We start from the raw sequence: 21,925 nt of genomic DNA on the forward strand, positions 1-21,925 counted from the left end.
CCTCGGGGGTGGCTGTATGCTGGATTACGATGTTGTCTAACTGATATGCGTTAGCACATTCGGGCGATGCTTATCTGAGTAATGCGGCAGTGAAAAGGATTGTTTTATGCGTTCCAGAGTGACGATCAAAGACGTGGCAAGGGAGGCGGACGTATCAATCAAAACCGTTTCCAACGCACTCAACGGAACAGGAAGCATGCGTCCTTCAACGCGCGAGCGCGTCTTGAAAGCGATGCACAATCTGGGCTATACCGTCAATGTTTCGGCAAGGTCGCTGAAAACCGGAAGTTCTAAGCTCATAGGATTGGCCGTATTCGACTTTTTGCAGCCCTTCTCATCGTATCTTGCCAATCAGATTATCGATGTCGCCCGCGAACGTGGCTATGGCGTCATCATCAGTACCTATGCATCCGGCGGCGCGGGCATTCCCTCCATTATTGAAGAGACGTATCGGTTGGGTGCTGATGGATGGATTTTTTTCACAGATACGGCGTTGGCCGATAAAGCGGCGATTCTTTCCCAGCCGTATCCTACCGTGCTGGCAGGCGATTACAGCGCGTACGGCAAAGCGGATTTGGTGACGATGCCCAATGTTGATGCATTGGAAAAGACGACCGGTGATTTGCTTGATCGTGGTTATCGTTCCGTGGCATTGGTCGGAGCCCCCGCCGATCGGGACTGGAAGCGAGTGCTTGACGCGAAGGAAGGCACGCAGGAGCTGAGAATCCAAGGTTACGTTCGTGCGTTTAAAGAGCGAGGCCTTGAAGTCGACTGGTCAAAGGTCATATCGGTTTATCCGCTCAATAGCGTTTCGGGAGTGCGGGCCGGCGATAAATTGCTGGATGGCGAACGCCCCGACGCCGTGGTCTGTTTGGACGATGCGCTCGCGTTCGGCGTGATGAATGAGTTGCAAAGGCATGGATGCAGAATCCCTGAAGATATAGCGGTGGTGGGTTTCGATAACGTTCCGGAAGGAGATTTCTCGACTCCGCGGTTGACTACGATCGACCCGCATACGGATGAATATGCGCGCAAGGCCGTTGAAATGCTTATCGAACGTATCGAGGGATATAACGGTGATCCGCGTACGTTCGTTTCCGGTTTTTCGCTGATTGAACGGGATTCGACCAGAGTTTAGCGTTGCATCTCTTGTTATTTGTCGCATTATTTTCGCAATGGCCACGGGCTTAGACTGTTGTGACGGCCTCTACAATAGAAGGTATGACCGGATATATTCCTACACTTGCGCAGGCGGACGAGCTGCATCATAAGATTGCGCCGTCACAGGCCGCATACGACCTTATCCATACCCATTGCGTCATCATCGCGACGATCACCCGCCAGCTGGTGCGTCGGCAGAATGCGCTGTTCGTGCGGCGTTGCACGTTGCCCAAGGATGCGCCTGAGCTCACGGGGAAATATGGGAATGGCGGCTCTCCTTCATGTAATGCAATAGAAGGGATTGACGGCTCTTCTGCGGCCATGGGGAAAAACGAAACCGCCGAAGATGGCCGTGTCGGTGGCGGTAGTGATGCGGCCTGTGATACAGCGCATTCGGATAACGCGAAGCCCGCTCAAGATGGCCATGTCACGCCTGCCACACTCGCCCAGAAACGCAGTAATCCCAACATTTTAGAGGCTATCCGCGCCACGGTTCCGCCGACGGACGGGGTGAACGGGGGCATCGTGCCGCCGCGCCTGCTCGATGAGAACCTTGCGGTGGTGGGGGCCATGCTCCACGACATCGGCACGTATCTGGTGTTGAAGCACGACGGGTCGGATGGCGAAAAGTTGCAATTCGATGGCCCGAACTACATCCTGCACGGGCTGCGCGGCTATAACTGGTTGCTTGAGCAGGGTGTGGATGAATCCATCGCGCAATTCGCGCGCAACCATACGGGGGTGGGGCTGACGCGCGAGCAGGTTATTGCGCAGGGGCTTCCGCTGCCCCCGGCCGACTACGTGCCGATGAACCTTGAGCAGGAGGTGGTGATGGTGGCCGACAAATACAACAGCAAATCCATCCCGCCCCGTTTTCTCACCGCTGAAGCCTACGCGCACAAGGCCCGGCGCTTTGGCGCGGCAAACGAGCACCAGTGGCTTGATCTTGTCAGGAAGTACGGCGTCCCGGACATCCCGGCGCTCGCCAAGAAGTTCGACATGAAGCTGGACGAGTAGTCGGTTTCCAACGTTGCTGCGACCAAAAGCACGAAAAACAGCCGAATTTCATGCTTTTGGTCGCAGCAACAAATAAAACGTGACAAAAAGCACGGTTATGCATGCTTTTAGTCACGTTAACAGATTCAGCAGCTGTCAACAGCGAGGCCCGTTATCGTTTGTATGAACTCAAAACGATAACGAGCCTCGGATATGACTCAGTTCAGAACGAGTAGACCTTGTCGGCCTTGGCTTCGTAATCGGTTTCGCCGGTGTATTCGTCTGAATCGACGGCAGCGTCCGCCTTGTCCTTCGCATTGCCGGTATCGTTGCCGTCACCGGTTCCAGCGTGATTACTTGCTTCGGCACTGGTATCGGTATCCGCGTCTGCACTGTCGTTTTCAGAGGCGTTCATTTGCGTATTTCCGGCAGTTTCTGCTCCGAAGCCCGGGACCAGAACGATAACGCAACGCTTCGGGTCTTGGGCGTGGGCAATGCGCGAAAGCAGATTGAGAACGGTGCTGCGATCGTCGTCATCAAGTCCGCCCAGCGGATCGTCGGCGAGAATGACCGTGGCCTCGCAGCAGATGGCTCGTGCGATAGCGAGACGGCGTTGGTTGACGGGCTTCAGATCAGGCACCTTCACTCCCGTGGCTGCTTCGTCGAAATCGACATATTTCAGTACATCTCGTGCCGCTTCCACCACCGGTTTGAGGAACGTGCGGCCGGAAGCGCGCATGGTGAAGGTCAGATTGCTCAGCGCATCAAGGTCGTCGCGCAGGCTGTAACGTTGGGTGATCAGACCGATGCGGTGGCCGCGGATTTCGTTGGTCTCAAGCTCCAGCAGACTTTGGCTTTTCACCATGACCTGGCCGCTATCCGGCCGATAGAAACCTGTCGCAACCGCCAGAAGTGCACGGCGTTGCTCGTCGTCGGCGCCCGTGATGGCGTATAGCGATCCCGCGAAAAATCCCCAATCGATATTGTCCAAGACGTTCCGTCCCGTTTTGTTGTTGACAAAGGTGACATGGTCGAGCGCGAAGGTCGGGTTCGGCTTCAGCAGGATGTCGGCCTCGGCGATGGTCTCCTTGTCGAGGCGAGCAGAAACAGCGGTTGCCGGCTCGATGACGGGGGATTCCGCCTCATGCGCGCTCAGTTCGTCTTCTTCCGCCACAGCCAGTCCGAGCGTCTCGTTGACGCGTTGGGCATTTGCGCGGGCAGCGATGTCGGGACTTGCCTTGTCGCCGCTATCGCCGCTTTCCTCGTCGGCGTCCGCTGAACCTTCGTCATTCGAGTTTTTGTCAGGGGCTTTTAAGGCGTCGCTTGTTGCGGTTGTCGACGATTGCTTGCCGGCATGACCGGTTTTGCTCTCGTGTGCCTGTGTCGTTGCCGAGCCCGATTCTTTTGCATTGCCTTTACCGTTTGCGCCGTCAGTATCGACAGTACCGTCAGGATTTCCGGCTTCGGTATCGTCGCTGCCATTGGCTGGAACCTGACCGGAAACCGCCAAGCTACTGAAATCAAGTGCATCATCGTCATCGTCAAAGACGACATCGTACTTGACCGCGGAGGTGTCTTCTGTGTTCTCCGGCTTCTTGTCTGGCATGTCGCTCAGAGCTTCATCGTTCGAATCGGTGTTCTTGCTCATGCTTGAGCCTCCGTATCGTCTTCGGATGCGTTGTCATCTGTGGTGTTGCCGTCGCCGCTGGCGTTGTTGTCGTTGGATTTTCCGTTATCGGCGTCGTTTGTGTTTGGCGCCTTTTGCCTGGTGGTGTCTGCGAACAGGGATTGCGCTGCTTCAAGGTCTGCCCGGCGTTCATCGAAGACCCGTGAAGTCCTGGCGAACATGGCCCTGAAGAACGCGATGATGGCCAGTGCTGCCACTATGGCGATGGAGTACCACATCGCCATCCAGCAGGCGGATACGGCGGGTGTGGCGATTCCTCCGGCCAATGCCTTCCCCAAAGGTTTGGCGGACAACGCTCCCGCGATGCCACCGATCAGAAGTCCCGGTATCGCCGGTATCAAGGTTTCCAAAGAGAACTGCCAACCGATGCGTGAACGTGTGACGCCGATGACCATATCCATGGCGATCTCGTCGCTGCGGCGGCGCAACGCAAGTCCCACGAGCAGCAGCAGAACAACCCCGCCGCCTGCATAGAGACCGATGCGAACTTTGCCCATCACGTCATTGAGCGAATCGAGGGGTTTGAGCGTGGCATTGTAGCGCTCGAGCGTCGGCGAGCTGATTTCGTAGCCTTTCGGCAGCTTCATCGTTTTTACTGCTTGCGTGAAGGCCTTGTATTGATCGACGCTTTCGAGTTTGAAACCGACGTCGAAGCGCGGGTTGAGCCAGCCTGTGGGATTGTCGCTGAGCAGTTTGTCGGTGCTGAGGACTGTCGGTTCGGCGTAGATGGCGTTATCGCGGTTGTTCTTGGCCAGCTTCGCGTCGTTGCCGTGTCCGGCGGGTGCGGGGTCGGTGTAGGTGTAGATGCCGTGCACCTTGAATTCATAGGTGTCGGTTGTCATGGGATTGCCGAGCTTGAAGGTGCTACCCACATGCAGGTTGTTCTTGCGGGCGAACGCTTCTGAGACGACCACGTTCTTGCCGTCTTTGCCTTGGTAATCCAAGGATTTTCCTTTGGTGATCCTGAAAGCGCCCCAAGGATTGATGGTGATGCCGTCTTTGTCGTAGTAGCTGTAAAGTGTGGTCTCGCCGCCGGTTTTCTCGGCACTTTCATCGCTTTTGCCTGCGATGGCCTTGGTCGTGCCGGCCTGACGCATCGGCAGGGAGATGCCGATTGAGAATTGCGGCTGCTGTACGCCGATTTGCTGCATGGACATCGCGTAAGTGCCGTACTCGTCGAAGGACATGTACTTTTTCACGCTTGTGGCGTCGTCGCCCTTGATCTTGCTCTCCATTTCGGCGCTCGGCCTGATGACGGCGATCGGTGCCTGTGTCTGGTAGGTCTCGCCGTGTGCCTTGTTGCTTGCGCTGGAGACGGCGGTGGCGAAGACGACGCCGAATATCATGATTCCGGCGACAAGGAGCATCATGATGCTGCGCCATTTATGGCGTATCACCTTTGACCAAGCATTGGTTAGCACGAACATCTATTTCTCCTGTGTTCAGGCCTGTAGTTTGCCACATTGAAAGCTTTCCGCCAAGCGTGACATACAGGCACCACATGTTTCCCGCGTTTTAGGCTTGCACCTTTTCGATGCTAGGCCGCAGCATAGGCAACAGATTCAAGTATATGTGCCTTAGCTTGGATGAGACGAACAAAACCTCAGGAAATATTGAAAGTTTTCTGGGAATTTTGCCTTGGGTAAGATCATTGTCATGCCGCTTTAGCGCGGATTGACGGAAATTCGCACGACGGAGGATATTTGCGGACATGGTGTCGGCTAAAGCAGCCTGTTGCGAAAGCATCTGGGGTCATGTTGTGAATTTGGTATGTGTTGTGCCGCCTGTGGATAAGTCGTTTGATATGCAGGTAGGATAATTGTTGATGAATGTGAAATGGAAAGAACGCATGCGCCGCGCTGCTTTGCCGGTCTGCTCGGTTTTCGGTGTGCTGGCGGCGTTCGGCATCGTTCTGGCATGGTTCCCGAAGACGTGGGATGCATGGAACCTGCCGTTGCAGGAGATTGACGCTCCGGCGCACTACTATTTCATTCGCAAGCTGCTGCGTGAAGGCATCGGGGCCGCCACAAGGCTTTGGCCCAACGATGCCTATTACCCGCCGATGTTTCACATCGTTGCCGCCGCAATCATTTCCGCTGGGCAGACCTTGGGCATCAAGGTCAATATCTATGCTGCGTTCAACATCGTCTGGCTGGTGACCTCCGGTCTTGTCTGGCCCGCGGGTGTATCGCTTTGGGCCAGCTATTTCACGCGCAGGTTCGATGGGGCATCGCCTTCGTGGCGGCCTTTCTCGTGCGCGATGCTGCTGATTGTGCCCCTGCTTGCCGTCGCTTCGGCCAGTCACCCCTTCCAAATGCTGGTTTCCGGACCATTGATTGCGTTCGGTCTGGCTACCACGCTTCTGCCGTATTGGCTTTACGTCACGCTGCGTCTGTTCGACGCGATTGCGGACCGCTACCATATCCTACGCTGGCTGGCGGTGACTGTATTGGTCGGGCTGCTCTGCATGTTCGCCCATCCCCGCATCGCCTTCACCTGGTTGCTGTTGATGGCCCCGTTCATCCTGCTGCGCTTGCCTTGGAAGCTGATTCTCGCAGCGTTTGCGGCGGTGGTCGTTTGCTCCGTCGCATTCTTCTTCTATATGATCGGGCACTACCATTCGTCCCGCTATCTCGATCCGTCCAGCTGGTTCCATACCTATGTGCCCAATCGCAGTGTCCCTGATGCATTACGAATTTTCTTTACCGACAATATCAGCGGGTTTGCCGGTGGTTTCATGGCGGTGGTGGTCACGGTCTGTCTAGCTGTCGCGGTTGCCGTGATAGTTGGTTACCTCAGATCGAAGCTTGCGGTCACGAAGTTCGTCAAGCGCACCGGCAACGAAAACGTGCGAAATGTTTCCGAGGGCGCCACGGGGCCGATTGACATTTCGGCCGGTGATGCCCTTGCGGGGGCATCGGCTTCAAGGCAAGCACAGGTTGCCGGTGATGGTGAAAAGGTCGTCGTCGATGTGAAGGCTTACGCCCGCCATCCCGCTTCCGACGGCAAGTATGGCCTTGCCCAACGCCACGCTCGAATATCGTGTTTCGCCATGCCGACGCCAATGATGGCCAAGGATGCGATGTCCTTGATTCTGGCCTTTGCGCTGGTCTGCTTGGTCTATGTCTGCTCGACTTCCTTGACCGGTTGGTTCCCCAATATCGTGGCGGCCGCATGGTATCGCGCCGAAACCCGCCCATTGACCATGATTCCGTTTGCCGTTATCCCGTTGCTGGTCTTTGCGGCATGCGTAACGGCTCACCTGGTCGATGATATCGGTGAGGAACGTATTGTTGCGTTCGAGGCGCGAATCGGCTCTAAGACGGGACGTATCAGCGCTAATGGGACGCGCAAGTCTCGGCGACATGCCAAAAGGCCGAAACGCACGATCGGCAGTGTCTTTAAGGACTGGCTTTCACATAATGGCGGCAGAGCGGTCTCGGTTATCGTGCTGGCTGCGCTCGCGATTTCCTGCCAGTTCGGCAACACCACGCGCGAAGTGTTGGGGCAATCGCTGGTGTCCAATACGACTTTGGCGGGCAAGCCCGAAAAGGAGCAGCTTACCCGAGCCAAGTATGACGTGCTTCGGCAGACCGTCAAGATTACCGGTGATGCCTCGGTGGTCATATCCGACCCACTCAACGGTTCGATGTATGGCTCGGCAATGTTCGATGCGAATATGCTTTATCCGATTTACAACGCCATGCATGAAAAGAACGGTGCGGTTTTCTCGGATACCGAGGCCGCGTTCGCTTCCGGAAGCCCTGCCAAACTGAGGGCGACGACCTGTCCGATCGATGGCAACGTGCCGAAATATTTCCTTTCGATGGGTCCGCAGGCGCCGAGTTTGCAGATGTTCACCTTCCGGCAGCAATACGATACCTTCCACCGTCAAGATCTAATCGACGGCTATGTGAAGGCCGGTGTGCTCGTCAAGGTCAAGGATTTCAGCTCCAAGGGTTCCTACGCCAAAGGCTGGGCGCTCTACCGGATTATGTGCGCTAAATAATTTTTTTGGTGAAGGTAAGCGAAGTAACGCTCGTGCCGTGTCTGTTGGGCCGGTTTGAATTTACTGTTCTATACAATGAAGGTGCTTGATATTCGAGATATATAAGGAGACGGGATTATGGCTACATCGCTGAGTGACGCGAAAGTATTGATTATCGTGCGCAATTGGGGCATCGAGGAGACCGAGATGACCCGGCCGCTGCGCGATTTGCGGGCTGCGGGGGCCCAGGTGACGTTGGCGGCGGCTGAGCTCGCGCCTATCGAGACTGTGCGGCATGACCGGTATGTCGGCGAAATCGTGGAGCCGGACACTGTTTATTCGCAAGTTTCCGCCGACGATTTCGACATGCTCGTCGTTCCCGGCGGCACCTGCAACGTGGACCGCCTGCGTGTCGATCCGGACGCGCAAAAGCTGGCCGAGGATTTCGCCGCCGCAGGCAAGCCGGTTGCCTCGATCTGCCACGGAGCCTGGCTGCTGGTCAACTCCGGCCTGCTCAAGGGCAAGACGCTGACGGCCTGCCGCTATATCGCCGCAGACATCGAGAACGCCGGTGGCAAATACGTCGACGAGGAAGTTCACGTCGACGATGCCAACGGCTTCAAGCTCATCACCTCCCGCAAGCCTGCCGATCTGGACGCGTTCGTCGATGCCATTAAGGTTGCGCTCGGGAAGTAATCGATCCGTTTGCAGTACACAATGTGAAATGCGGCTGATCGAGGTGAGAGTGCTGTGAAAGGTAGCACTGAAGCGTTTTAGAAGCGGTAATGGGCTTCGGTGCTGCCAAAATTATTCCTGGATACAGGAATGGCGCTATTCCGGTGATGTGGATTGGCTGACTCAACGGTTTCGCAGCACGGAGGATTAACAATCGATGATTATCGGTTCCATGCTGCGCAATCAGCTGATTTTGGTGCCTTCGCTCATACAGCGGATTGCCTTATGCGGATACGCCACGATTGATTTCAGTAAAACGATATATAAAACGACTGTGATGACGAAATGGGACGTCATCACAGCCGTTGTTTCTGTAGGATCGTCAGTCGACGGTTTCGTGTCTTTAGAACAACGAACGGAGGATGTCGGCGAACTCGATGACGAGGGCGACAAGGAGTACACCGAAGGTCATCGTCGCACCGATTGCCGTGCCGGTGGCCATGTCGGTGGCACCGGCTTGACCGGCGGCGAGAATGGCGGAGGCGATGGACGTGCCGACGGCTCCGGCGAACTGCTGGGCGGTGTTGAAGATGGCGTTGCCCATGCTCTGCTCGTGGTTGCTTAGGTGCGAGAGGCCGGTGGTCATGATGTTGCCGGAGCTCAGGCCGATGCCGAGCATGTAAAGAAGATAGAATCCGGCCGCGGCGGTGCTGGAGAGGTGGTGGCCGAAACCGAAGAAGCAGGCCATGGCGATGACAGCGCAGAGGCCGCCGAGGATAAGCGGAGGCTTCGGGCCGACGGCGTCATAAACGCGTCCGCCGAGCAGAGCGAGGACCGCACCAAGCGCGGCTCCTGGCAATACGGTCAGACCTGCGACGAGTGCCGAACGATGGTCGGTGAGCTGCAGATAGTTCGGCAGCACGAACGCCAGGCCCAGCGAAATGGCCTGAAGCAGGAAGAAGGCGATCACAAAACCGGAGAAACGCAGATTGCGCAGCGTGCGGATGTCGATGATCGGGGAATCGATCTTGAGCTGACGCATGCAGAAGACGACCAGAGCGATGATGCCGACGACGATGGTGCCGCCAACCTGGATGCTCAAAATCGGCTTGGTGGTCATAGAGCTGAAGCCGAAGATGAGGCCGGCGAAGGTGACTGCGATGAGCACGATGCTCAGGATGTCGAAGTTGACGTTGCGGATCTTGCTCCTCTGCTCGATGCAGGCGATGCCGAGCACCAGCGAAATCAGGACGACCGGCAGCAGACAGGCGAAGATGACGCGCCAGCTGGTGTTCGAGACGACAATGCCGCCGAAGGTCGGGCCGATGGCCGGGGCGACGGCGGTGAGCAATGTGCCGAAGCCCATCATCAGGCCGATACGTTGTGGCGGAACGGTTTCCAAAATGATGTTGAACATCAGCGGCAGGGCGATGCCGGCACCGATGCCCTGGATGACGCGGCCGGTGACCAGCAGCGCGAAGTTCGGCGTGAAGATCTCGATGATAAGGCCGGCGAGGAACGAAAGATTTGCCACGATGAACAGCGACTTGGTGCGGAAGCGCGCCTTGAGCATGGCGCTTAGCGGCACGACGATGGCGATGGTGAGTAGGTTGGCCGTCGTTACCCACTGCACGGTTTCGGTGTTGATGCCGAACTCTTTCATGAGCGTCGGGAAGGTGACGTTCATAGCCGTTTCGACGGTCACGCCGCTTAGCGAGAGCAGTCCGGCCGCGATGATGGCGCCGAAGACTTTCCCGGGGATTTTCTCGGATTGCCGTTGCGGGGCGGCGGTTGATGTTGCAGTTTGCGAGGTCATTGCTTGTTTTGATCCTTTAATTTCTTTTTGTTTTAAGTGATAAATGTGATTTTCGATGATTCCAAGAATTATCGTGGCGGTTGCTGCTCGATACTGGGATCGTCGTCGTGTTCACGTGCGAAGAACGCAAGCATTTCCTTGAACTCGGTGATTTGTGCGGGGGAGAAACGCTGTTCGAACTCGCGCTGTTCGTTGTCGATGTAGCCGTGGATGGCTTCGACGCTTTGCTGCGCGCGTGCGGTGAGCTTCACTTTCTTGCATCGGGCATCGTCCGGTGCCTGTTCGCGGGTAAGCAGGCCGCGGGACTCCATGCGCTGTAGGGTCACAGTGACGGTGGAGCGTTGGATGTGAAACTCCTCTTCGATGGCGTGCTGGGCCACCTCGCCGCCTGGCTGCGAGCTCATGAAGTTGATGACGGACATCTGCACTTCCGTAAGCCCGTAGCGTGCCGCGAACCGCCCGAGCTGTTGTGACATCGCGCTCGAAGACTGCTGCAGCAGGCGCCCGTAGTTCTCCGGCCGCCCGTCCGGCGTATCGGTCATATTCTTCTTGCCTTCTCGACAGTCGAGCCGCACAGAGCGACCCGACAAAATTAATTCGTTAGCTAACTAACAAATAATATCGAAGGTCCGGACATTCGTTATGGGCTGTTGGCGTTGGCATGGTCAACGGATTGCATCAAATAGGAATTTAAGCATATTTTCCACTCAAAATTATGCTTAAATTCCTTCATCGTGATTTCAATAGCGATTGAAGCATGTTTTGCGGATAGTTGCCGGTACTTGGTCCGCGTTTGTTGGTGGTTCGGTTGGTGTCGGCGAAAGAGGACTGGTGCGGTTGACATCGCCGAATCAGCACAGATGAATCGTCTGTTTTGACGCGCGTCGCGCCATTACCAGCCAAGCACCATGTCGCATTGACGTTTGATGCCTGCGCCGATTCTGTTGACAAGTTCCTTGCGTTTAGTTGCTGAGCTGCCGTTGGGAGTCGTGAGTGATTCCGGAGAAATCTTAAGTTTGGCGACGTCCGCGAGTGCGATTTTTGCGGTGTCGTTGAATGTGTCGGGCAGGATTTCGGCATAATGTTTGAGCAAAGCAGCGATGAGTTCTTCGTCGAGTTTGGTGTCTTGGCAAAGTTTGAGCCAGTGTTTCAATTCGATGCGCTCGTAGTGGTATTCGCCGCCGATTGACATGGCCATCTTGCGCTCGCCTTTTCGGTCGCCGCGGGCGTCGTAAGCGAAAATCGAGGCGATGTCATAGAAAGGTGCGAGCCGAGGCGCCTCCCCGACCGGCTCAAGAATGGCGTAGTTCTTGGCGTGCGCGTCTGTTCCGCCGATGAGGAAGTTCAGCATCAGTCCAGTGGTGAATTGGATGATATCAGTCTCGGCGAGCGCATTGGTACGTAGAAAAGCGATGATTGAGTTGGCGTTTGGTCCCCCATCGGATTGGTACTTCTGGCGAGTCATATAGCTCATGGCTTGACAAATGTCTTCCTGGTGAATTCTTGCGATATGGGTTTGCCCATGAGCGTCCTGTTTTTCCCTGCGATCCCAACGAGTACTTACGATGGCTGGTGTTCCGTTGAAACTTTGGAAAGCTGACTGTGAAACAGAAATGTCAAGCTTTTCAAGCGTTTTCATACAAATATATTCGTTGAAGGCTTGCTCGTGCAGCTGCGAGACGCCTGGCTTGAGTATATGTGTGGTCGCCGCTGCTCCCAACGCCTCAAACCATTCACCATTATTTTGGCGTAATGCTATTTTGCCCTGTGCCCCGTTTAGCGACCAATGTTCGTTTGGTCCTTGCCAAGTTGTGGGAACATTGCTTGCGAGATTGGTGAGCCGTTTGCCGATTTTCCCTTTGGCGATTGGCCGGAGTGTTTCGGGTTCCTCGAGTAAATCAAGGTTATCTGGAGACACGAATTGGGCACCTCCTGCGCAATCGAGTCCGATTGCGGTAAGCAGAGCGAAGGGATTATTGGCACTTACGTCATAAAGTCGTCCAATACGTTGGCGCATAGTTCGATCGTCTGGCAATACGCCGTCGATATAGGCTTCGATAGGTTTCCCAGTCCATGGTTCAAGCTGTGGCGGCATGGATAAGGATAGTTGACCTTCTGCATTGTTGTCATATAAAAAGCTATGTTTGCCGTTTTTGTCTTCTCGTAGTAAACCGATTGGTCTTCCTTCGAGATACACACGTAATTCTTTGGTCTTCATTGTTTCTCCATTCGCAATTATCCTCATTGACAGTGGCGGATATATCTATATTATCGAGAACTTTGTCTAGATTCATTTTGGGTGTGTTTGGCCATTTGCTCGAGGAATGCTTCGGTTTTCCGTTGTCCTCTTGCCGCCAGTTCTGAAAGCGTCACTTTTCCCATTGCAGATTCGGCCTGTGTATTATGGGATTCAGATCTTTGGATGTCGTTGTCTGATTGTTTTTTTTGAGTTTTGGGAGCTTTGGGTTCTTTCGATGTATCGGTTTTTGAAAAAGAGTCTGCGGGCGGATATTGAAGGATGGTAGTAATACCGAGTTCTCGGAAAAGGCTAAAGATTTTTTGAGCGCTTGGATCTTTTATTTTTCCGTTTTCCATTCGGCTGAGCCACGAACGGGGGATATTCGTTCGATTGGCGAGTTGTGACTGGGTAAGGCCCTTGGCTTTTCGCGCGTCACGTAAAGTAGCAGAGAGTTGTGGGATGGAACGTATCTGCGTTTTGAACATATCCATTGATGTCCCCTGCTTACAAAATGTTTCGAATTTTCAATAGAATTATACTATAAAATGTTTCGAATTCCGAACATTTTTAAATTGTGTCAAATTCGAAACATTCCAATAATGTTTCGAATTCCGAACATTCTTACATTGTTCGTTTTATCAAACTGTTGATTTATTGCAATGGCAAATGAACCTTGTAATCTTATTTTTTCAGCCACTTGTCGCCGCGGGCTCGTAGGCCGTTGAAGATGCTGCGTCCGCCGATGAAGATGACATTGAAGACGGCCCAAAGCAGGATCATGCGGACAGTGGAGCTGGGATTGTAGGCGCCGTCGATGAAGTTAAGCACGAGGACGAGAGGGAGATAAATAATCGTCACGATCGAGCAGGTGACGGCGAGGTATTTGTAGTCGCCGGCGCCGATGAGGATGCCGTCGAGTGCCCACATCCAGCCGGAAAGCGGTAGGAAAACGGCCACGACCACCATGCCGATGGCGATGAGGTGTTGGATGGTCGTATTCGGACTGAACAGGGGGGCGGCGACGAAGCCGAGCAACGCAAACGCAATTCCAATACCGATACCGCCATAAAGCCCCGCACGCGCCGAAATCTGTGTCATTTCACGGGCGCGGCCGTAGCGTTTCGCGCCGATTTCCGTAGCGACCAGCGCTTGGCCGGAGATGCCGATGGCGTCGAGAATGTTCAGCACGAAGTTCCAGCTGGAGTTGACGGCCTGATAAGCGGCGAGCACCTGTGTGCCCATGTGCGTGGCGAGCACGACCGTGGCCACCAGGCAGATGCGCAGGGCGAGCGTGCGGATGAACAGCGGCAACCCGTCGGTTGCCGTGGCAGTGATGCCCGAAATCCGCGGGGCGAGCGAAGCGCCTGCGTCATGCGACCATTTGAGTGATGGAATGACCAGATAAATCCCCATGAACCACTGCGCGATCAGCGTCGCCAGCCCGGAACCCATGATGCCTAGGCCGAGTCCGAAGACGAACAGAAAGTCAAGTGCGGTATTGAGCGCCGCGCCCAGAACGGCCGCAACAAGCGTGATGCGCACTTTCTTGAGCCCACGGAAGATGCCGTTGGCCGCGTAAACTAAGAGCATTCCCGGAAGCCCGAAAATAACGGCTTGCAAGTAAATGGTCGCGTTGTCGAGTACCGCTCCGCGTGCTCCCATCAACGAGCACAGCGGTCGTGCCCCGACGAAGAAGGCTGCAGAAATGACGACCCCGATAATCAGCGCCAGCCAAAGCCCGTCGACTCCGGTCTCAAGCCCTTCGCGTTTGCGTCCGGCACCCACAAGCTGCCCCACGCGCGAGGTGGTGCCGTAGGCAAGGAAGTTGCACAGCCCGGCGACGGTGAGCAGCACCGTGGAGCCGATGGAGAGCCCGGCGAGCGCGGTGTCGCCGATGTGCCCGACGATGGCCGTGTCGATCAGGACGAAAAGCGGGTCGGCAATGAGCTGGCCGAAAGTGGGAATCGCCAACGCCAGAATCTGCCGGTTAACGCGTTTGCGCTCGGCGCGGTCGTGTGCGCCTCCGTCGTCTGTGGTTTGGTCGTGCTCGGTTGTCGTTGGTGTTTCTGCCACTGTTTAATCTCTGATTTTCTGGTTGTTTTTTAAGTGTATTCGGTTGTTATTGTAACGAGATGGGGGATGGAACACTAGCAATCGTTCTCCGAATTATTTAAACGATGCCATTTGAAGTAAATGATTATAAGAAAAGTGCGCCACAGTAAACAAATACTGTGGCGCACTTTCCTTATTTTGTTGATTTATTGTTGGATATGTTTCGGCAGGTGCGCAGTGAGACGCTCATTCTTGCGTTTAATGACAGACGACATAGCAAGGATGATGGTTGCGGTTGTAAGCAAAAGCAGCAAAGTCAACCATACCGGCGTCAACTCCGCACCAGTTGATGCCATTGCGGCCGGATGGCGGTTGTAAGCTTCCTGGGAATCTCTTGCCGCATTGTGGCCGTTTGCGTTCCCCTGCGGGTCAATGCTACCGACTGGATGTGATGCATTAGGCGCGCCCAGAACTGGCGAGCTAGCGGAAACGGGCTGGATTGCGGTTCCAGGATCTGACGACGGATTACTGGGGGTCGGTGCTGGCGTGCCGGAGGTACCGGGGGTTGGTGAGGTACCGGGGGCCGGAGTGGTACCGGGGGCCGGCGAGGTGCCAGGGGTCGGCGAGGTGCCGGGAGTTGGCGAGGTCCCAGGGGTCGGCGAGGTGCCAGGAGTCGGCGAGGTCCCAGGGGTCGGCGAGGTGCCAGGAGTCGGGGTAGACGGGTTGCCCGGAGTCGGCAGAAGTGGCGAACCTGCTCTCCAGACTGCATAAAGGGTAGCGTCTCCTGTGGTGAGGTCCATGTCATCACCAGAAGCGTATAGGGTGCCAGTGCCGTCCGACAAAGTGTTCCAGCCCTGGAATGCAAAGTCGGTTACCGCGGAGCCGTCAGCATGCACGAGCTCGTATGGGTTGCTTGGCAAGCTGCTGCTGAGGGTGCTGATATCTTGTGGATTGGCTTCTCCTGCGATATGGACCCCTTTGGCTTCGCCGCCGGTAACGATATATTGCTTGGCGCTGTCATCCGTGATATGGGTGCCGCTCGGCAATGCTGTTCCGGGTTTGAGCGTCAGGGTTCGTTGCTGCTGCCAAACGTAGGTTCCGGCAAAACCGGGATTTGCCGAGCACTGGGAACCGTGTGGTCCAGAGGCCTCCACGGTGCAGGTCAGCTTTTGCAGTTGGTCGGACGTGTAGGTAGGTACACTGCGGGTGCTGTTTCCTGCGATTTTGATCCATTTCCCAGTGTATGGGGCAGTCGTTGACGGATCATTATCGCCGAATGCGCTGTCGAATGTTCCTTGGTAACCCGAAAGCGGGGCGTCAGGGCCGACAGTGAGTTGTTGGATGTGAGTTCCTGCGAACGCATTGGGCATTGTCGGTGTCGCGCGAGTGTTGAATTTCTGCCCCAGGTCAAGGGCGGACAGGCTTGCGTCGTTTTCGAACATGCTTCCCATGTCATTAGCCTGGCTGGTATCCCAGCTGCTCAAATCGAGGTCGGTCAGTTTCGGATCATTGCTGAACGCATGATTGAGGTTGGTGGCGTTAGGTGAGGCGAGACCGTCGACATTTAGAGAGGTGAGTTTGGGCATATCGGAGAACATGCCTGACAAATCAGTGGCTTGGGAAAGGTCGGCGTGGCTCATGTCGATTTTTTCAAAGCCGTCGCGTGTATGGTCGTCTGAGATAAACCGTGAGGAACCGAATAGATCTTTGACGTCGGTGGCATTCGGCGCGTTGAAGTTGCGCATGCTAATGTTTTTTATGTTTGGTGTGGTCGTGATCATGCCACTGAGTTTGGTGACTTGTGGCATGGAAACGTTGTCAAGATTCAAGGTCTCTAGTGTGTCATTGCCCGTTATCAGCCACTGGTTCTCACCATAGGGCGAATCTTGTAAGCTGTTCAACTTCCATCCGCTAAGATTTAGGTTTTTAATACTGTATAAACCGCCGAATGCGTTACTCACATCAGTAACGTTGCTGACATCCCATCCGCTGAGATCAAGATTCTCGATATGGCTGCCTTCGAAGATCTGAACCATGCTGGTAACATGGCTTGCGTCTACATTATTAGTGTGGTGTAGATGTGTGAGGTTCGGAATCATATCGAATAAGTAACTGCTGTTTGCTGGAAGCTGCGTCTTTCCGACAAAGTCAATATCGGTGACGGTGTCATGGAAAGACTCGTCTTGATTAAAGAAGTCATATGGTATTTTGGCTTCCTCGTTGTTGAAAGCGTAGATAGAGATCGTGCAAGTATTGTTTTGCGTGGTCAATTCCCAGCTGCCGCCATCTAAGACGCCGCTTATGGGCTGGTGACTAGGGTTGCAGTTGACTGGATTGGACTTGACCAATGAAGATGCGCCGTCGCTCTGTGACTTTGCGGATGTTTGTTGCTGTCCTTTGTCCTGCTGCGTTGGGGACTGGCTTGTCTGATTTTGCGCGGTTTGCGAGCTTGCAATGTCGTCTGCGTTGGCGATGGTCGGTGTAACCATCATGGTTACAGCGAGTGCCGTGCCAATTGCAAGTTTTACGTTTGTTTGCATGGTTTTTTTCTTTTTTTGTCTAATGAAGGACATCCCTAACCAGATTTCTCTGTATTTTGTGTTGTATAAATTGCATAGTTATCATAACATGTCACCAAACAAATAAGTAACACGAATGTTGATTTTTCAACGTTATTAGACGTTTTTTCAATAAATATATAAATTAAATGACGTGAATAAAGTATATGTATAAATATATCGTGATAACTGTAGGTAGTGAAAAGTGGTGGTTTGTGTTGTAGTAGGGCACGAATGTTCGGCGCAGTCGTAGGTTTGTTCGCCGCGATCAACGGCTCGTTCCGAAGTTTGGGCGCCGTCTCTATATTGCCCGTCAATTGACGTGTTGTCAGCAGTTTGGCTGTCGGTCGTCATCTCATCTGTTGTCTGGCTGTATCGGTCAGTGCGGCTGTTCCGATTGTTTTCATTTGTCGATGGCGTTTTGGCTACGATGCTGCTTCTCTGGATTCTTGGTTTTCGAGCGTTTCGATTGCCGTCGTAACGGTACAGAGCGGAAGCGCCACCACTCATCCAGTTCTTTCTGGCGCAATTAAAGGAGGGTCCCGCAGCGTCTGACGCCGCGGGACCCTCCTCTCGGATTATTGAGTTATGGCCCTTATTGGCAGCTCCTTTATTGGTTGGTACTTTGTGCGACTGGACTGTCTCGTTTCCCTGTGTTGGTGGCCGTAAGCCATAACGCAGGCAGCGAGCTCAGTGAAGCAGGATAAACGGTCAAATCGAGATGCATTCGTCGTGCCGGTTGGTACGGCTGCGTTCGACGTGGCCTTTGTCTTGGATGTCGCACTTCTGATTGATGGGGATGTGGAACCTTCGAAGCCTGATTTTGTTTCGGTTTAGCCCTCGCCGGTGTCTTTGGCATTGGCATGCCTCGGCGTTATCGGAATCCTCGCAGCTGCGAGAATGCCGAACGTGGTTTTCATGTCCTTGCGCATCCTCTTCCCCCTCATTTTTGGAGTAATAAAAAATACGGCGATTAAGATATGAATGCCGTATTTATCCCCCAAAACAAAGACAATAATGCTCACATTGGACGGATAAATAAACGATTTAAGTATCGATAAATATGGCTTCACCCGTTATTTTCTACCGTTTGGTTTGATACGTTGAATCTTCGTGCAAGAATAAAAATCGTACATTGATATTGCATTGCGTTTGTTGGATGGTGTGCGGAAGCCATCATTCCGCAACGAGTATTTTATTCTGCCGATTTTCGGGTTCTGTGTTAGCGCAGGATCGTCCTTTTTAATCTCAGCCAATATGTACATGCTCCCGGTTCAAAAGGGCTGGTACGGGTTTATCTTTGCAATTGTTTTATGTTTAATGTCGCCAAAGATTTTCTGCTGTAGGCATAAGAAGTTCGGTGAATTTTTCTCGATTGTATTGCCGGAACTTTGAGACGCTTGACCTCCACAGTTCCAATACCAGCAACGTCAAGAACATGATTTCGTTGTTCGGTCACTGTCAGAAGGTTCCGAAACTTGACGTCACCAAGTGGGTACGCGCAATGTCGCCATGATGGAGCAGATGTTCGGTCACAGCCAGAGCCAGAAGCAACTGTTCATTGGCCCCAACGCCAAGCTGGAAGCCAGCAGTGTTGACGGCAATTCTGACGATGTGGTTCCGGCGCTCTAGGCAGACAACGGCGTTTGGGTTGAGCTGCCGTTGAATGGTGCTGGTGCGCTTTCGGATGTCGATTCATCGAAGGCGAGTATACCGCTGGCGAGATGTTGGCGCGTAGCCGCGGCAACGATGCGAGCTGCAGCGGTGTGTCTGTCGGCAAAGCCGTACTTGACGCTCGCTGCGAATACTTCTTAGGGCTACCGGAAAGCCCTAAAATCTTGGAGAAAAACGGGAGGAAGCACTTACTCCCGTAAGCCCAAATCACGGTCATGATCAAATATTCTGGCCTATAACTCTAAAACGTATAAAGAGAGGCCGCACATCGATAGATTGGTGTGCGGCCTCTCTGGAGATTGCTGAGCTACAGCGAGTGGTTGCTCCTTTATTGGTTATTGCTCGGCGCGGTGTTGCGAACTGATCGTGCCGTTTCTGCGTTCGTAGGCGTAAACTATCGCGCAAATGGCGATCACAACCAGCAGGATATAAGGCCAGACCGGTACGATTCTTGTCGAATCGGACTTTGTCAAGGCGCTTGGAGCCTTATCTTGAGCATTGCACCTGTAAGCGACTGGGGAGCTAGAACCCTGAAGGTACGCGATTGGTTCACAAGCGCCTTGCGTCTTCTTCGGGCTTGTAGCCTTCGGATCATTGCTGCCATTGCCGAGTGCCTGATCGTTGGGCATCTGCAATTGCGGGCCGGCTACTGCCAGGCCGGAGATGCTACGACGGTTCGTGTTCGCTTTTGCATGGCTTGCAGAACCGGTCGCGTGAGTCTGGGCCGGAGCTTGGGCTGTGGAAGCACTCGGACCGGATGCAGACGGAGTAATGATGACAACGCCTGTCGTGCTTGAGGTCGCAGGAGTCTTGTGGTTTTCCTGCTTGTTCGGCTTGTTTTCTGGACTAGTCGAAGGGCTGGGTGAGGGCGAAGCGGGCTTGCTGGGCTTTTGTACTGGCTTGCTGGGCTTCTGTGCGGGCGTTGCAGGATCGGTAGGCTTTTGCACGGGTTGTGAGGGTTGTGCAGGCTTGCTCGGCTGCGGTTGCGGCTTCGGCTTCGGCGTAAGTTTCCACGTCGCATAGATTGTGGTATTGCCGCCGGCAAGATTGACGCTATCCGCCGGATCGTAAGCGGTGCCGCTGCCGTCCGCCGCGGTATTCCACTTGAACGTATAGCCCTTGGCGTTGGAACCGTCGGCATCCAGGAGCTTGTACGGGCTGCCCGGCAGAGTCTTTGCCAAGGTGCTGGCATCCTGGGGAGTGGACTTGCCATCGACGTGAATGCCGGTGGCATGGCCTCCGCTGAGGTGGTATTGCTTGGCGGTCGTGTCGGCAAGATGGGTGCCGGTAGGCACTGGCGTTCCGGGCTGGAGCGTCAACGTGCGGTTTTCCTGCCAAACGTAAGTCCCGGCAGCCTGGGCGCTATCCGTGCAGCTTCCGTTTTGGATATCGTTCCAATCGTAGGTAACGGCCGCCTCTTCGGCACTCAACGCGCTGCCCGGCTGATAGACCTTCACCCACTTGCCGGTGTACGGTTCGTTGAACGAGGTGAATAGCGGAGGCTGCCAGCCACTCAATTGGGTATGCGGGCCGATGGATATTTGCTTGATAGCAAGGTCGCTTTCGAACAGATTATCCATATAGGTGCTGTTGTTGGTGATGAACGTGCTCATATCTATGGCGGAGAGCAGGTCGTCACCACTGAACAGCCTATCCATCATAGTCACGTTTCTGGTGTCCCAATTGCTCAAATCGATGGAGGCCACATGCTGGCATTGGCGGAACATCGCGCTCATCTCTTGGACCGATTCGGTGTTCCAGCTGCTCAGATCGAGGCTGGTCAGGCTGGTGCAATTGTCGAACATATGCGACATGTTCGTGACATTCTTGGTGTCGAGCTCGAAGATGTTGAGATTCTTCAAGGCATACAGGTTTTCGAACAGGTAGCTCATGTTTGTGGCCTTCGGCGCGCTGAAATGGCTGATATCGAGTGTGGTGAGCTTGTGGCTTTCGGAGAACAGGCCCATCAGATCCGTGGCATTGGGGAAAGTGGCATGGCTCATGTCGATTTTCTCAATGCTTTGACGCGGTGAATCGAACAGGTGCCGTATATCTGTGGCACTTGCCGCGCTGAAGTTGCGCATGCTGACAGTCTTCAGATTGGGCTCATTGGTAATCAGAGACCCGAGACTGGTGAGCTGAGGCGCGGAGACGTCGTCGAGAATCAATGTTTCCAGGGAATCTCCTGCGTTTGTCAGGCCAGAAGTGGATTGAAGGCTGTTGAGCTTCCATCCGCCCAGATTAAGGCTCTTGCAGTTGCGCAGGTTGCTGAATGCGTCTGCTTGTGTGACATTGCTGACATCCCAGCCGCTCAGATCGAGCTCCTCTAAATCGCTGTTTTTGAACATCTGAGACATGTTGGTGACCTGGCTTGCGTCCACATTACCCGTATGGTGCAGATGCCTGAGGCCAGAAATACCGTTGAAAAGATTGCTGCTGTCTGCTGGTAGCTGGGTCTTGCCGGCAAAATCAACATCGGTGTATACGGCATGGCCTTCGGCATACATGTTCCTGAAGAACGCGTTGTCGGGTATCTGAACCTCTTGGCCTGACTTGGCTTTGATGGTGAGGGTGCAGGCGCCGGAGGCCGTTGAAAGCTCCCAGCTGCCGCCTACCAGATTGCCCTGTGCTGCGCCGTTGTCGTTGCAGATGGATTCATCCTGCGGGCCGACGGTTGGCGTTGGCTTGGATGATGTTGGTGCCGGCGCAGCGGAGACGCTTGGTGTCGCCAAGGTCGACTTTGTCGCGGAACTTTGGTCTTGCGATTGCGGTGTCTGCGTTTTTTGGTCTGGCGCTGCTGTTCGTGGCGAAAGTTTTTGATTCTGATTTGTTTGGCTTGGCGTCGCAGTCTGTGATGTCTGATCCGTTTGCGGTTGCTTCTCGCTGGTGTCATCGGCGTTGGCAAGTACCGGTGCCATCAGCATCGTAGCAGTTACGGCGATACCAAGCGCAGTTTTTATATTTTTGCGCATATTTCCCCCTCATTTCAGCAAGCAAAAATACGGCAATTAAGATATGAATACCGTATTACGTTCCCTTCGACCAATAGAGTAATGCATACATTAGACAAATAAATAAC

14 protein-coding genes are annotated in these 21,925 nt (G+C 54.3%); 5 read left to right on the top strand and 9 right to left on the bottom strand.

The features are described 5' to 3' along the window. Positions 1–106 precede the first annotated feature (106 nt). Complete coding sequence (locus PT279_RS01115) at positions 107–1,138, top strand: LacI family DNA-binding transcriptional regulator (RefSeq protein ID WP_277164635.1); 1,032 nt, start codon at positions 107–109, stop codon at positions 1,136–1,138. Between the two features lie 83 nt (positions 1,139–1,221). Beyond that, the gene (locus PT279_RS01120) at positions 1,222–2,178 is read left to right on the top strand and encodes an HD domain-containing protein (RefSeq protein WP_277165197.1); all 957 of its coding nucleotides are present in this window, start codon (positions 1,222–1,224) and stop codon (positions 2,176–2,178) included. Positions 2,179–2,380: 202 nt separating this feature from the next. On the opposite strand, the gene PT279_RS01125 is transcribed toward PT279_RS01120, so the two are convergent. Together PT279_RS01125 and PT279_RS01130 are read right to left on the bottom strand one after the other, a co-directional pair. Further along, complete coding sequence (locus PT279_RS01125; RefSeq protein ID WP_277164637.1) at positions 2,381–3,805, bottom strand: ATP-binding cassette domain-containing protein; 1,425 nt, start codon at positions 3,803–3,805, stop codon at positions 2,381–2,383. Then, on the bottom strand, positions 3,802–5,271 hold the full coding sequence (locus PT279_RS01130) for an ABC transporter permease (RefSeq protein ID WP_277164639.1): 1,470 nt from the start codon (positions 5,269–5,271) through the stop codon (positions 3,802–3,804). The genes PT279_RS01125 and PT279_RS01130 overlap by 4 nt, the downstream gene beginning before the upstream one ends. Before the next feature lie 398 nt (positions 5,272–5,669). Between PT279_RS01130 and PT279_RS01135 the strand changes: the two genes are divergently transcribed. Together PT279_RS01135 and PT279_RS01140 are read left to right on the top strand one after the other, a co-directional pair. Next, the gene (locus tag PT279_RS01135; protein ID WP_277165199.1) at positions 5,670–7,853 is read left to right on the top strand and encodes a DUF6541 family protein; all 2,184 of its coding nucleotides are present in this window, start codon (positions 5,670–5,672) and stop codon (positions 7,851–7,853) included. A gap of 117 nt (positions 7,854–7,970) precedes the next feature. Beyond that, positions 7,971–8,528 carry a type 1 glutamine amidotransferase domain-containing protein gene (locus PT279_RS01140; protein WP_277164640.1) on the top strand — a complete coding sequence of 186 codons (558 nt, stop codon included), beginning with the start codon at positions 7,971–7,973 and terminating at the stop codon, positions 8,526–8,528. Between the two features lie 382 nt (positions 8,529–8,910). On the opposite strand, the gene PT279_RS01145 is transcribed toward PT279_RS01140, so the two are convergent. The 6 genes from PT279_RS01145 to PT279_RS01170 form a co-directional block, all read right to left on the bottom strand. Continuing rightward, complete coding sequence (locus PT279_RS01145; protein ID WP_277164642.1) at positions 8,911–10,323, bottom strand: MFS transporter; 1,413 nt, start codon at positions 10,321–10,323, stop codon at positions 8,911–8,913. 68 nt (positions 10,324–10,391) lie between these two features. Continuing rightward, complete coding sequence (locus PT279_RS01150) at positions 10,392–10,865, bottom strand: MarR family winged helix-turn-helix transcriptional regulator (protein WP_277164644.1); 474 nt, start codon at positions 10,863–10,865, stop codon at positions 10,392–10,394. A gap of 350 nt (positions 10,866–11,215) precedes the next feature. Continuing rightward, positions 11,216–12,541 (bottom strand): type II toxin-antitoxin system HipA family toxin, encoded by a 1,326-nt coding sequence (locus PT279_RS01155; RefSeq protein ID WP_277164646.1) that lies wholly within the window; start codon positions 12,539–12,541, stop codon positions 11,216–11,218. A 50-nt stretch (positions 12,542–12,591) separates the two neighbouring features. After that, on the bottom strand, positions 12,592–13,053 hold the full coding sequence (locus tag PT279_RS01160; RefSeq protein ID WP_277164648.1) for a helix-turn-helix domain-containing protein: 462 nt from the start codon (positions 13,051–13,053) through the stop codon (positions 12,592–12,594). 190 nt (positions 13,054–13,243) lie between these two features. Continuing rightward, complete coding sequence (locus tag PT279_RS01165) at positions 13,244–14,635, bottom strand: MATE family efflux transporter (protein ID WP_277164650.1); 1,392 nt, start codon at positions 14,633–14,635, stop codon at positions 13,244–13,246. Between the two features lie 185 nt (positions 14,636–14,820). Continuing rightward, on the bottom strand, positions 14,821–17,154 hold the full coding sequence (locus tag PT279_RS01170) for a BspA family leucine-rich repeat surface protein (RefSeq protein ID WP_277164652.1): 2,334 nt from the start codon (positions 17,152–17,154) through the stop codon (positions 14,821–14,823). A 1,509-nt stretch (positions 17,155–18,663) separates the two neighbouring features. On the opposite strand from PT279_RS01170, the gene PT279_RS01175 reads away from it, so the two are divergent. Then, positions 18,664–18,804, top strand: a complete 141-nt coding sequence (locus PT279_RS01175) for a hypothetical protein (RefSeq protein ID WP_277164654.1) — start codon at positions 18,664–18,666, stop codon at positions 18,802–18,804. Between the two features lie 377 nt (positions 18,805–19,181). On the opposite strand, the gene PT279_RS01180 is transcribed toward PT279_RS01175, so the two are convergent. Further along, the gene (locus PT279_RS01180) at positions 19,182–21,818 is read right to left on the bottom strand and encodes a BspA family leucine-rich repeat surface protein (protein ID WP_277164656.1); all 2,637 of its coding nucleotides are present in this window, start codon (positions 21,816–21,818) and stop codon (positions 19,182–19,184) included. Between the last annotated feature and the right edge of the window lie 107 nt (positions 21,819–21,925).

The organism is Bifidobacterium sp. ESL0784 (assembly GCF_029433295.1).
GTDB lineage: Bacteria > Actinomycetota > Actinomycetes > Actinomycetales > Bifidobacteriaceae > Bifidobacterium.